This window comes from Kribbella shirazensis (genome assembly GCF_011761605.1).
GTDB classification, from domain to species: domain Bacteria; phylum Actinomycetota; class Actinomycetes; order Propionibacteriales; family Kribbellaceae; genus Kribbella; species Kribbella shirazensis.
Genome location: NZ_JAASRO010000001.1, coordinates 8,073,321 through 8,086,277, shown reverse-complemented (window position 1 = coordinate 8,086,277; position 12,957 = coordinate 8,073,321). Strand labels below are relative to the sequence as shown.

General features: G+C 69.4%; 9 protein-coding genes. 4 read left to right on the top strand and 5 right to left on the bottom strand.

What is annotated here, in order from left to right; genetic code table 11:
• Positions 1–144: 144 nt before the first annotated feature.
• The gene (locus BJY22_RS38525) at positions 145–1,248 is read right to left on the bottom strand and encodes a LacI family DNA-binding transcriptional regulator (RefSeq protein ID WP_167216908.1); all 1,104 of its coding nucleotides are present in this window, start codon (positions 1,246–1,248) and stop codon (positions 145–147) included.
• Between the two features lie 204 nt (positions 1,249–1,452).
• On the opposite strand from BJY22_RS38525, the gene BJY22_RS38520 reads away from it, so the two are divergent.
• Together BJY22_RS38520 and BJY22_RS38515 are read left to right on the top strand one after the other, a co-directional pair.
• Positions 1,453–4,686 carry a hypothetical protein gene (locus tag BJY22_RS38520; protein WP_167216906.1) on the top strand — a complete coding sequence of 1,078 codons (3,234 nt, stop codon included), beginning with the start codon at positions 1,453–1,455 and terminating at the stop codon, positions 4,684–4,686.
• Between the two features lie 5 nt (positions 4,687–4,691).
• On the top strand, positions 4,692–5,732 hold the full coding sequence (locus tag BJY22_RS38515) for a hypothetical protein (protein WP_167216904.1): 1,041 nt from the start codon (positions 4,692–4,694) through the stop codon (positions 5,730–5,732).
• A 10-nt stretch (positions 5,733–5,742) separates the two neighbouring features.
• Here BJY22_RS38515 and BJY22_RS38510 read toward each other — a convergent pair whose 3' ends face one another.
• The 4 genes from BJY22_RS38510 to BJY22_RS38495 are packed head-to-tail and all read right to left on the bottom strand — an operon-like array spanning position 5,743 to position 10,257.
• On the bottom strand, positions 5,743–7,089 hold the full coding sequence (locus BJY22_RS38510; RefSeq protein ID WP_167216902.1) for a GH32 C-terminal domain-containing protein: 1,347 nt from the start codon (positions 7,087–7,089) through the stop codon (positions 5,743–5,745).
• Positions 7,086–7,925 (bottom strand): carbohydrate ABC transporter permease, encoded by an 840-nt coding sequence (locus BJY22_RS38505; protein ID WP_167216900.1) that lies wholly within the window; start codon positions 7,923–7,925, stop codon positions 7,086–7,088. The genes BJY22_RS38510 and BJY22_RS38505 overlap by 4 nt, the downstream gene beginning before the upstream one ends.
• On the bottom strand, positions 7,922–8,854 hold the full coding sequence (locus BJY22_RS38500; protein ID WP_238350575.1) for a carbohydrate ABC transporter permease: 933 nt from the start codon (positions 8,852–8,854) through the stop codon (positions 7,922–7,924). The genes BJY22_RS38505 and BJY22_RS38500 overlap by 4 nt, the downstream gene beginning before the upstream one ends.
• Positions 8,854–10,257 carry an ABC transporter substrate-binding protein gene (locus tag BJY22_RS38495; protein ID WP_167216898.1) on the bottom strand — a complete coding sequence of 468 codons (1,404 nt, stop codon included), beginning with the start codon at positions 10,255–10,257 and terminating at the stop codon, positions 8,854–8,856. Before BJY22_RS38495 ends, BJY22_RS38500 begins: the two co-directional genes overlap by 1 nt.
• A gap of 159 nt (positions 10,258–10,416) precedes the next feature.
• Between BJY22_RS38495 and BJY22_RS38490 the strand changes: the two genes are divergently transcribed.
• Both BJY22_RS38490 and BJY22_RS38485 read left to right on the top strand, forming a co-directional pair.
• Positions 10,417–11,481 (top strand): LacI family DNA-binding transcriptional regulator, encoded by a 1,065-nt coding sequence (locus tag BJY22_RS38490; RefSeq protein ID WP_167216896.1) that lies wholly within the window; start codon positions 10,417–10,419, stop codon positions 11,479–11,481.
• Positions 11,478–12,917, top strand: coding sequence for a glycoside hydrolase family 32 protein (locus tag BJY22_RS38485; protein ID WP_167216894.1), 1,440 nt, complete (start codon positions 11,478–11,480; stop codon positions 12,915–12,917). The genes BJY22_RS38490 and BJY22_RS38485 overlap by 4 nt, the downstream gene beginning before the upstream one ends.
• Positions 12,918–12,957: the final 40 nt, after the last annotated feature.

The following is a 12,957-nucleotide window of genomic DNA, read 5'->3' as shown; positions in this document are numbered from 1 at the left end:
GAAGATCGTGGCGTACCCGGGGTCGTCCGGTTCGGAAACCTCACTGGGAACGCGCTTTCCCGAAAGCTACGGTCCGGCGCTCGACCGTGTCAAGACCGTGGAGGGCCGCCGATCAGGTTGCAGCGCTGGAGGTTTGCGCCGGCGTCAGGCGCGAGCGCGCCGGGCGGAGCGTGATTTCCGGGATGCATTCCCGGACGGCTTTTCCGGTCCGTCGTCCGCAGCGCGGCCCGGCGTACTGCCGCCGATGTGCACCTCGGCGACCGACGCGGGAACGCTGCCGTAGGCCGGACCGAGTGCGGCGTCGACGGCGGCTGCCCCCATTTCCTCGAGCGGCGAGCGGACCGTGGTCAGCCAGTCGTCCTCGCCGAACGGGTTCTGCCGGCGCCGGCCGTAGCCCGCGAACGCCAGCTCCCCAGGGACGTCGTACCCCTCGGACCGCAGGTGGTGGATGGCGCCGAGGGCGACCTCGTCCTCGGTGCAGAAGATCAGCTCGGTGTCGCGGCCGTCCGCCAGGTACTCGGCGGCGGACGAGGCGCCGCCGAGGAAGCTCTGCTCGGTCGGGTACACCCGGCTGTCCGGGAGCGCGACGCCGCCGGCCGACAGCCCGGCCCGGAAACCGTCCAGCCGGTCCCGCGCTGACGGCACCTTCGGATCGGACAGGAAGACCGCGAAGTCGCGGTATCCGAGCCCCAGCATCGCGGTCGCGAGGTCCTTCGCGCCGTCGAAGTCCGGCGGACGGATCGCCAGCACCGGCTCGGACGGCTCGCCGACGATCACCACCCGGCCGCTCTCGCGCTCGAACCCCATCAGCTCCTGCATCAGCTTCGAGCCGGCCATCGGCGTGGTGTCCCGTTTCCGCACCAGCACCAGGGCTTCCGGGCGCTGGCGGCGCAGGTCGTGGACCAGGCCACGCTCGCGGTCGGTGTCGCCTTCGGTGGACAGCAGGTTCAGCACGTAGCCGCGCCGGGCGGCCTCGCGGACGGCGCCGAACGCGATCCGGGCGAAGAACTGGTCGCGGATGTCGCCGACCACCAGCGCGATCGCCGGGTACCGGCCGCGGGCGGTCGCCTGGGCGGCGAGGTTCGTGGTGTACCCGACCCGCTCGGCGGCGGCCAGCACGCGCTCGCGGTACTCGTCGGCGACCTGCCGGGCGCTGCCGTTGAGCACGCGGGAGGCGGTCGACGGTGACACCCCGGCCTCGCGGGCGACATCGGCCAGTCGGGTGGTCACCTTCGATTCGTTCGGCACGCCGTCATGATATCCGTCCGGCCCGGACAGCGCTGTCCCAGCGTCTCGGACAGCCGAACCGGTTCATTCCCCGCTGAAAGCCGGGTTTGGGAAATTCTAGCGGGCAAGCGCTTGCCCAGATTGGTCGATTCCGCTAGCGTCCGGGTCCTCAGGTTTCGAAACCCTCGCAGTTCCAGCGCCTCCCACGCACGGTCAGGAGTTTCGATGAATCCACCCTCGTTCCGCCGGCGAACGGCCGGCACGATCGCCATGTTCAGCAGCGTCGGTCTGCTCGCCGCGGCCCTCGTCCCACTCACCGCGAGTGCCGTCGACCCGAGCGCGGTCGCGGTCCTCGGCGCCACCCCGTCGTACACCGGGGTCGTCAAGGCCTGGCCGGGTGACGCCGACAAGGATCCCGCGCACGCGGCGACCGAGAAGGCCGGCCGGCAGTGCTGGCAGATGTCCGGCGACCCGTACGTCCGCTACCTGTACGTCGACGTCGCGGACTCCGCGATCCCGGCCGGCGCGGACCGCGCACTCGTGACCGTCGACTACTACGACGCCGGCGCCACGAACCTGGACATCCAGTACGACGGCGACAGCAGCGCCTGGACCACGTCGAGCAACCAGCCGCTGACCGGGACCGGAGCGTGGACGTCGCACACGTTCGAGCTCTCCAAGATCAACTTCGCGAACCGCTCCAACGGCGCCGACTTCCGGCTCAACGTCAAGGCGTCCGCCACCGCGATGCCGGACGTCTGCTTCGCGCGGGTCGCCGTCACCTTCACCGACGTGCCGCAGCTCGCGGTCACCAACCCCGACCTGGTCTTCTTCCAGGGCGACACCACATTGCGCTTCGCGACCCTGGCCGACTCGGTGAACTACACGATCGGCGACGAGAACGGCGTCCCGCTGCGGACCGGACGGGTGACTCCCGACGCCGCCGGTCAGGCGTCGGCTGGCCTCAACGACCTGGGGCCGGGGTTCTACACGCTCACCTTCTCGGGTGCGGTCGGCGGTACGACGCTCACCCGGTCGTCCTCGTTCGGTGTCGTCACTCCGCCGCCGGCCGGGGCTCACTCGCCGGACGCGTACTTCGGCGTCGGTACGCACTTCGGGCATTACGGAGGCTACGAGGACGCGCTGCTGCGGACGATGGCCGACATCGGCTGGGGACAGACCCGTTCCGACATCAGCTGGTCCGGTGTCGAGCCCGCGCCCGGGACGTACGACTTCGCCCGCTACCCGTTCGATGCCCGGGCCCGGCAGATCAAGGCCCTCGGTGTCGAGCCGATGGGGAACATTGCCTACCGCAACCAGTTCTACGACGGCGGCCGGACGCCCAGTACGCCGGAGGGGCTGGCGGCCTTCGGGCGCTACGCCAAGGCCGCGGCCGAGCGGTACGTCGGGGTCACCAACGACTTCGGTATCTACAACGAGTTCAACTCGACCGGGTTCAACAACGGCGCCTGCGGGATCACGGCCGCGTGCTACCTGGACATGCTGAAGGCGACCGCGGAGCCGATTCGCGAAGGCAACCCGAACGCCAACGTCATCGGCCCGGTCACGGCGGGTATCTCGCAGGCCTGGCTGGACGACTTCTTCGCGCTGGGCGGCCTCAACCATCTCGACACGTTCGCGACGAACTTCTACGGCTACGCGAGCCTCGGCCAGAACACGCCGCCCGAGAAGACCGTGCTGACCAAGGAGTTCCCGGACCTCGTCCGCAAGGTCGACAGCCTGGACGGCGACCGGAATCTCCCGGTCTGGGTCACCGAGAACGGCTGGCCGACCCACACGGCCGGGTCCACGGAGCCGCAGCAGGCCGACAACCTGATCCGCGCGCAGGTCCTGGCGAAGGCGGCCGGTGCCGACAAGTACATCTGGTACGACGCGATGGACGACGGCGACGACCCGGGCGAGCGGGAGCACCGGTTCGGGTTGTTCCGGCGACCGAACGCCGGCGTACTCGGCGTCGCACCCAAGCCCGGTGCGATCTCCAACGCCGCGCTGATCCGGATGGTGACCGGCAAGCAGCAGCAGGCCCGGGAGGATCTCGGCTCGGCGACCGCCTACAGCTACCCGTACGCCGGCGGCGGCGAAACCACCCGCGTGCTGTGGTCGACCGGCACGGAGCAGGTCCAGCTCACCGCCGACCAGCCGCTGCGCCTGACCGACCAGTTCGGGGCTGCCCGGACGATCACCCCGCACGACGGGAAGGTGACGCTGACACTCGACGCCAGTCCGGTGTTCGTGACCGGAACGGTCCAGCAGGCCGTCGTCGTGCAGTCACCGCTCAGCGTCTCGGTCGGCACGAGCACTGTCGCGGGAGACGCCGTACCTGTGATTGTCACCGCGGATCGAACCGTGGTGTCGGACGCTCTTCCCGCGAAGCTGGTGGTCACAGCAGCCGGCCGGAGTGCGGAACTGGTGACCGCGCCCGGCAAGAAGACATCGGTCACCGTGCAACTGCCGGCCTCGGCCGTCCTGGGCGAGCGATCGGTCGCCGCTGCGGTCGGTACCCGCGACCGGGAACTGGTCGCGAACCTGAGGGCCGCGACCAAGATCGTCGAACCGCTCCTGGCCGCCGCCGAGCCGACGATCAGCACCACGGCCGACGGGTACGCCTACGGGCTGAAGGTCACCCTGACGAACAACCGCGACCGCGCGGTGACACCGACCGCGATCCGGTACTCCGTCGGCGCGGTCAGCGGATCGGCCGCCGCGCCGACGGTCGCGGCTCGCGGCACCGCGTCCGTCACCGTCCCGGTCAGCGCGGTGAGTCTGTACGAGAGCACGGCGTTCCGGGTGGCAGTCGACGGTCCCGATCCGAAGACGGTCGGTGGCACGCTGTCGTACTCGCCGATCGAACCGCAGGCGGCGCCGAAGCTGGCGCCGATCGACCTCGACAAGCAGGGCAGGTTCGTCCCACTGAGGGGTGGCACCCGGACCGGTCCGGCTGACTTGGGCGGGAAGCTGCGCTTCAGCCAGACCGCGGACGCGTTGGTGGTCGACGCGGTGATCACCGACGACGTGCATCATGGTGCCCGGAGCAACGATCTGCTGTGGCAGACGGACTCGATCCAGTTCGACACCTACGACCGGTTCCCGTCGGTCCTCGGCGGGCAGCGGGTCGAGATCGGGGCGGCGCTGCTCGACAGCGGTCCGGCCGTCTACACGTTCACTGCGCCGGCCGGTCAGCAGGCCGGTCCGACCCCGGGGGCGGCGGCCGACATCACCCGCGCGAACGGCGTCACGACGTACCGCTTGACGATCCCGTGGGCCGCGCTCGGCTTCGACGGTCCGCCCACGCAGGTGATCGGCCTGTCCTTCCTCGCCAACGACGACGACGCGGGCATCAACGGCGACGCCCGCAAGGGCTGGCTCGAATGGGGCTCCGGCGTCGGCACCGCCCCGAAGAACCCGGCCCTCTTCCGCTCCGCTCAAGTTGTGAAGTGATCCGGATGCGCTTGCTGCTCGAGGATGCGTATGCGACGTACCCGCATTGCAACGGGTACTGGCGTGACGGCCGGGCGGTGGCTCTGGTACGGGAGAGCACTCGAGGCTTCGAGGTGGTCGGAGTCGATCTCGACGGCTCGAACCAGGTCCGGCTGCTGGAGCTCGAACCGGCTGGTCAGGTGACGCCGTGGATCGACATCGCGCTCGATGCCGAGACGCTGGTCGTCTCCTGGAACAACCAGTTGGTGGTGAAAGAGTTGCGGTGCTCGGAGGAACCGCGGGTGGCCTACGTGCCGCCCGCGGGCTCCACCCTGGACGGGCTCGTGAGTGTCTCCGCGGACGGCCGACGGGTGGTCACGGTCGAGTCGGACGGTGAGCGGCGGGTTCTCGTCGAGATCGCGTTGGCGACCGGTACGGCGACGCCGCTCACGGGGGTGGACTGGTACGCCAACCACGCGCACTACTGCCCCGCGGACGAGCAGTGGATCGGGTTCGCGCACGAAGGTGAGGCGAGCAGCGTGCCGGATCGGGTCTGGGGTCGTCATCCGGTGCTTGCGCCCGACGGTCTCGTGCTGGCTGATCAGCACGCGATGTCCGATCAGCCGGGGCGGCCGCTCGCGATCGGCCACGAACGATGGATGTTCCACCGGCCGGGAGCGGTGGTCGTCGCCTACGGGGAGAGCGAGGCCGGTCCGCGTGGTCTGTGGCAGGTGCTTCCCGACGGTGAGGCGCGACTCGTCAGCCCGGGCGAGCGCGACTGGCACTGCGGGATCAGCCGCGACGGCAAGTGGGCCGTCGTCGACACCAGCGGCCCGGCGGACGCGCCGGGCCGCGGCTGGCAGAACGCCGGCCGTGAAAGCTCGATCGTCGCCGTCGACACCGAAACCGGCGAACGCACCCTCCTGGCCACCACCGGCCATGAGCCCCACCCGTACCACCCGCACCCGTCCATCACCCCCGACGGCCGATCAGTCGTCTTCAACCACGTCCAACACACCCCAACCGGCGCAATCTCGCGCGGCGCCGCCGTCGTATCCCTCCCATAGGCACCAGCCGTCAGGTTGTGAGGGGCCAGTAGTGCGCGTGCGCCGGAGCCTCGATGCGCCAGGCGGGGGCCGCGGTGGGGTAAACACGCGTGCTGAGGACGCGGCCTGCGCTGGTGAAGACCTCGAGGACGGAGCCGTCCAGGAAGATCCTGGCCGCCGGGCCGTTCGAGGTCGGGTCGAAGGCGTCGGTCACCTGCATGCGGCCGCCGTGGGCATGCTGGTCGAGGCTGGCTTCGGTGCGGTCGATCGTCAGCGTGTCTCCCGCCAGCTCGACCACAACCCGTTCCTGATCGCTGAAGTGGATCACGACCTGCCCGGATGCTTCGGGTACGACGATTTCGCACCGCGGACCGGTCGACGCACCGTTGGCGGGTGAACCGGGACCTTCGCGCAGGGTGTCGACAGTCGGCACCGGTGTGCTGCGGAGGGACCCGTCGGGGCCGAGGTGGACGACGCGGGGGAGCGAGAGCACCCCGGCCCAGCCGTCCGTCCAGCCGGGGCGGTCGCGGCCCTCGGTCAGCCAGCCGAACAGCAGCGGACCGAAACGGCTGTCCCGCAGGGCCGACGCCGCATAGAAGTTCGTGCCGTGGTCGACCCGCTGTGGAGCCACGGGGACGTCGACGTCGAACGACAGCACCTCGGCGGGTCCGCTCTCGGGTGACCAGGACGCGACGACGGCGATTCGGCGGCCGTCGATCGTGAGCACCTGCGGACACTCCCACGCGGCGCCGGTGTCCTCGCCGGCCGCGATCCCGCGGGGCAGTTCGGCGAGCGGGCCGTCGTACGTCCAGTGCTCCAGGTCGGCCGACCGGTACAGCGCGATGCTCGCGCCGCGGTCGGCGTACCCGGCTCCGACGGCCAGCCACCAGCTGCCGTTCTCCCTCCAGACGAAGGGATCGCGGAACATGATCGCCTGCTCCGGGTCGGGCACCACCTGACGCGCGGGCCCGAACGTCATCCCGCCGTCGTCCGAGACGGCTGTGAGCACCGACTGGTACGGGTGGCCCTCGACGTTCCCGGAGTAGAAGGCTCGGACCCGGCCGTCGTCGAGGACCGTGTTGCCGGACCAGCAGCCGTCGGAGTCCGGCCCGCCCGGCTGAGGTGCCATCGCGGGCCGGTGCAGTGTCCACCGCACGTAGTCGGTCGACGTCGCGTGTCCCCACTCGACCGGCACGTGCATGTCGAGCGTCGGCCGTGACTGGAAGTACAGGTGTACGTCGTCACCCACTTCGATCGGCCCGTTCGGGTCGTTGAGGTATCCGCGCGGCGGCCGGATGTGGAAGGCGGGGCGCAGGTGCGCGACCGCACCAGCTGACTTCTGCGCAGCCGACCGGGCAGCGGAATGGGTTTGGGTCACCTTGATGCTCCTGCCGTGATGCCTGCGATGAAGTACCGCTGGGCGACGATGAACAGCACTACGCTCGGAAGGATCGCCAGGACGACGCCGGCCAGCACGACCGAGATCGACCCGGTGCCGAGGTTCCCCTGCAGACCGACCAGACCGAGCGGCAGCGTGAAGTTGTCCTGCGACTGCAGGAAGATCAGCGGCCGGTAGAACTCCGCCCAGAAGCCGGAAAAGTTCAGGATCGCGAGCGTCGCGATCGCCGGCGCGGCCATCTTGGCGTAGATCATCAGGAAGGTCTGGAAGTGACCGGCCCCGTCGATCCGCGCCGCCTCGCCGAGCTCTTTCGGCATCTGCATGAAGTACTGCCGCATGAGGAAGGTGCCGAACGCGCTGCCGAGCGCCGACACCACCAGCGACAGCGGGCTGTCCGAGAGTCCGAGGTACCGGACGATCACGAACACCGGGATGATGATCGTCTGCAGCGGCACCATCATCGTCGCCAGGAAGATCCCGAAGATCACCGAGCGCCCCGGGAAGCTGACCATGGCGAACGCGTACCCGGACAGCGTGCAGGTGATCGTCTGGCCGACCACGATCAGGCCGGTGACGATCACGCTGTTGAGGAAGAACCGCCCGATCGGGATCCGGTCGAAGACCGCGCCGTAGTTCGAGAAGTCCGGGTTCAGCGGGATCCACTGCGGCGGGTTGCTGAACGCCTCGGCGGGGGTCCGCAGCGACGTGGTGACCGTCCAGAGCAACGGGCCGAGGGCAACCATCGCGGCGAGCACGAGCACCAGGACGCCGGTGATCCGGCCGATCCGGGCGAGGGTTCCGGTGGAACGGATCATTGGTAGAACACCAGCTTTCGTGCCGCGAGGAACTGCAGGCCGGTGATGACCAGGATCGCCGCCAGCAGCACGATCGCGATCGCCGAGCCGTACCCGAACTGCAGGTTCTGGAAGCCCTTCTGGTACATGGCGATCGTCACCGTCGTGGTCGCCGACCCCGGGCCGCCCTTGGTCATGATGTACGGCTGGTCGAACAGCTGCATCGCGTTGATCAGGGCGACGACCGCGGCGAACAGGATGGTCGGGCTGATCAGCGGGACCTTGATCCGGAACAGCGTCCGCAGCGGCCCGGCCCCGTCGATCTGCGCGGCCTCGAGTACGTCGGTCGGCACCGACATCAGCGAGGCGACGAACAGGACGAACGTGAACCCGACCTGCTGCCAGACCGCGATCAGCACGATCGTGGTGGCCGCCGCGAAGCCGCTGGTCAGCCACGGCACGTTCGGGATGCCGAGCAGTCCGAGGTAGTAGTTCACGACGCCGAACTTGTAGTCGAACAGGTACCCCATGAAGATCGACACGGCCGCCGTCGACGCGAGCAGCGGCAGGTAGAACGCCGTACGGAACGCCGTCCGTGCCCAGACGAGCTTGCGCTGGTTGACCAGGACCGCGAGAGCGAGACCGATGGTCAGCTGCAGTACGACGATCGCGACGGCCATGCCCAGCGTGACGCCGAACGACTTGAGCACCGGACCGTCGTGGAGCAGCCGCTGGTAGTTCTGCAGCCCGACGAACTCCGGCGTCGAGATGACGTCCCAGGAGAAGAACGACAACCCCAGCGACGCCACGATCGGGATCGCGGTGAAGACCGCGACGAACAGCACCGACAGCGCGATCATCGCGAACCCGAACGGGGCCGCGCCGTGGGCGGTCGGATGCCGCCGCCGCTTCACGGCGGTGTTCCGCATTTCCGCGGTGACGGCCGTCATCAGCCGGCCCCCGCCGCCTTCTCGAGGTCGGACTGCAACCCGTCCAGCGCCGCCTTCGCGTTACCGGACGAGATCGCCTCGGTGGTCCGCTGGTTCAGCGCCGTCGCGAGCGCGTTGTAGTACGGAGGGGCGGGGATCGGCGCGGTGTCGGGGTGCTTGGTCAGCGTGTCGTAGAAGACCGACCAGTGCTTCGGACCGGTCTTGGAGTACCGCGCGGCCGTCACCAGGGACTTGCGGCCGGGCGTGGTCACGTTGCCGGGGAACACCAGGTCGAACGTGTCCGGCTTCACCAGCAGCTTCAGGACCTCCCAGGCCAGGTCCTTCTTCTTCGACGACTTGAAGATCGCGTATCCGCCGGCGCCGAACAGGTGCCGTTGGCTCTTCCACTTCGGGAACATCGTGACGTCGAAGGTGCCGTTCTTCATTCCCGCGTTGGTCAGTCCGCCGGCCCAGAACCCGCCACCGATCGACATCCCGATCCGGTTCGACGCGAACAGGCCCTGCAGCGTGCCGCCACCGCCGACGTCGGGGGACGGCGACAGGCCCTTCTTGGTCAGCTCGATCATGTAGTTCAGCGCCTCGACCGTGGCGTCGGAGTTCGCGGTCGGCGCGCCCCATTTCCAGCCGCCCTTGCGGCCCGCGGCGGCAGCGTCACCGGCGTACGCCTTGCTCCACAGCCAGTCGCCGCCGTCGTACTTGCCCTCCTCGAGCAGGTTGGCGTTGTTGGCGTACATGAACGACGTCCAGCTGCCCCACAGCCGGACCACCCAGCCGAAGGCGTTGATGCCCTGGAACTTCGCGATCTTGGTCGCCGCGGTCTCGAAGTCGTCGATGGTCCAGTTCTCGTCCGGCGGTACGACGCCCGCGCGCTGGAAGAGTCCGGTGCTGTAGAACATGTTCCCGGCGTTGAAGCTGTCCGGGAGCTCCCACAGGTGCCCTTGGTACATCATCGACTCGACCAGGGCCGGGTGGATGTCGGCGAAGTACTCCTTGAGCGCGTCGAGGTCCTTGGTGACGTAGTCGTCGAGCGGGATCGCCAGTTCCTTCGAGGCCATCAGCTGCAGGCCTTCGGTGGCGACGCTGATGATGTCCGGCGGGGTGCCGGCGGCGATCTGGGTCAGCACCTTGGCGAGGAAGTCGTTCCAGTCGGTGCCGTTGATCGCGGAGATCTCGAACTTGATGCCCGGGTCGAGCTTGCTGATCTGCGGCTGCAACCGGTTCTGCAGCTGGGTTGCCTGCGCCTGCTCACCGAAGTACAGCATCTTCAGCGACTTCGACGAGCCGCCGCTGTCGTTGCTGCACGCGGCCAGCTCGGCCAGCGCGGCCAGCCCGAGCCCACCGGCTCCGGCCTTCAGGAGCGTTCGGCGGGCGAGCGAGCCACTGGGCGGATGAGTTCCTGTCATGGGGTTCCTCCTTGACCGCTCGGGCGGTCCGGCAGGCCGCCCAATACGTATTGACCCGGGACGGTAGCAGCGGTGTACGGTGGGGCGCAATACGTATTGGGTCCAGCTGTGATAGAAACTTGGCGACGGCGGAGACGCCGCGCACCGTGAAGGGGGACCATGGCGAAGCAGCCGGCCGGCCGGCCGAAACGCGTCACGATGACCGACGTCGCCCGTCGCGCGGGGGTGTCCCAGCCGACCGTCTCGTTCGTGCTCAACGACCGCCGCGACGTCGCGGTGGCCGAGGAGACCAGGCGGCGTGTGCTCGAGGCCGCCGCCGAGCTCGACTTCGTCCCGAACCGGGCGGCCCAGCTGCTCCGGTCGAACAGGTCCTTCACGGTCGGCGTCGTCACCAGCGGGATCGTCTCCCAGCCCTACGCCGGTCTGATCGTGCTCGGCCTGCAACAGATCGTCCAGCCCGCGGGCTACGTGTGCATGGTCGTCGACACGACCGGCGACCCGGAGCAGGGCGACAGCGCGGTGGCGAGTCTGGTCGGGCAGGGTGTCGCCGCGATCGTCTACGCGTCCTTGTCGCCGAAGCCGCTGCACCGCAGCCCCCGGCTCGACGGGATCCGGACGATCTTCGTCAACTGCTGGCCGGAGGAGGGCCACGCGGACACGATCCTGCTGGCCGACGAGTACGCCGGCGGTCGCGCCGCGGCCGCGTCCGTGTTCGAGCGCGGGCACCGCGAGGTCGCCTTCCTCGGCGGCATGCGCAACGACTACGCGTGCAAGGAGCGCCGGCGCGGATTCGACGACGCCGCGCGGGCTGCCGGTCTGCGTCCGGCGGACCTGGTGCACCGGTACGGCAACTACCAGATCGGATCCGGCTACGACCTGGCGACCGAGATGGTCGTCGAGCACGGGTCGACCGCGCTGGTCTGCGGGAACGACCGGATGGCGATCGGCGCGATGCTCGCCCTGCACGCGCTCGGACTGGACTGCCCGGGCGACGTCAGCATCGTCGGCTTCGACGACCAGCCCGACGTCGCGGACCAGGTCCGGCCCGGGCTGACGACCGCCGCACTGCCGCATCTGACGCTCGGCCGCCGGGCCGGCGAGCTGGTGCTGGCGGCGCCGGACGACGCGCCGGACCGGGTGATCGTCGACTGCGAGCTGATCGAGCGCGATTCGGTCGGTGACCCGCCGCGCCGCCGCCCGCGGCCACGGGTGCCTTCGCGATGATCCACTGGCGCCCGTCGTCGGGCTTCGTCGGTGACGTGATCCCGTTCAGTCACGCCGGGAGGATCTGGCTGTTCTACCTGTTGGACGAGCGCCCCGAGGATCCGGCCGCCGGTGCGAGCGGGATGCCGTGGGCGCTGGTGTCCACCACCGACTTCGTGCAGTACACGGACCACGGCGTCGTACTGCGGGCTGGGGATCGTGATGCCGACGACTTCGACTGCTACACGGGCAGTGTGGTCGCGGACGGATCGCGGTTGCACCTGTTCTACACCGGGCACAATCCGCGGCGCGGGGACGCGGACGGCTCGTTCCAGGTGGTTTGCCACGCGGTCAGTGACGGGGATCCGACGCAGTGGACGAAGCCGCCTTCGCAGACCTTCGGCGCGCCGCCGGGGTACGTGCCGCAGGACTGGCGGGACCCGTTCGTCTACCGGACCGCGCCCGATCAGCCGTGGCAGCTGGTGCTGGCCGCGCGGTACGCCGATGCGCCCGATCGTCGGTGTGGTGTGGTCGCGAGGCTGATCTCGGACGATCTGGAGAAGTGGACGATCGCGGAGCCGTTGTGGGAGCCGCACCGGTTCATCACGCAGGAGTGCCCGGACGTGTTCCGCTGGGGTGACTGGTGGTACCTCGTGTACTCCGAGTTCACGGACGCGTTCCAGACGCGGTACCGCATCGCGCGCGGGCCGGACGGACCGTGGCTCGCCCCGAGCCGGGACACCGTCGACGGACGGGCGTTCTATGCGGCCAAGTCGGTCTCGTACGACGGGCGGCGCTTCTTTGTCGGCTGGATCCCCACGAAACAAGGGGATTCCGACGCCGGCGCGTGGCAGTGGGCCGGCGATCTCGCCGTACTCGAAGCGCATCAGGAGGACGACGGCACGCTGGCGTTCGGCTTCCCGGCGGAGGTCCTTGCGGCGTTTCCCGCGGTCCGGCAGGTGGAGCTGCGGCCGGTCGACGGTGCGGCGGCGGAGCCTGGGCAGGGAGCGGTTGACCGGTACGCCGCTTGGGTAGGGGATGTGGCGCCCGAGCACTGCCTGATCACGTTGACGGTCGATGTGCACGAAAGCACGCAGGCGCTCGGGTTGTTGCTGCATGCGAGTGCGGATGGTGAGGAAGCGACCGTCGTACGGCTGGAGCCGCAGCGGGACCGGATCGTGCTCGATCGGTGGCCGCGCGGGCGGACCGGTCCGGCGCAGTGGCAGGTCGACGGTGACGTGCCGTACGCCGTGGAGCTCGAGCGGGCCTGTCCGCTGCCGCCCGGTCGGCATACCGTGCGGGTGCTGCTGGACGGGACGACCGGGCAGGTGGTGGTCGACGACCGGGTAGCCCTTAGTTTCCGTCGTTACGACCCGGGGCCCGGCCACGTCGGTGTCTTCGTCACCGACGGTGCCATGGAACTCGTCGAACTCCAGGTGGCCCGCTCCGCGGGTTAGATTGCAGGCGCCTCACCGCCCAATCTTCACCGGAGGTACT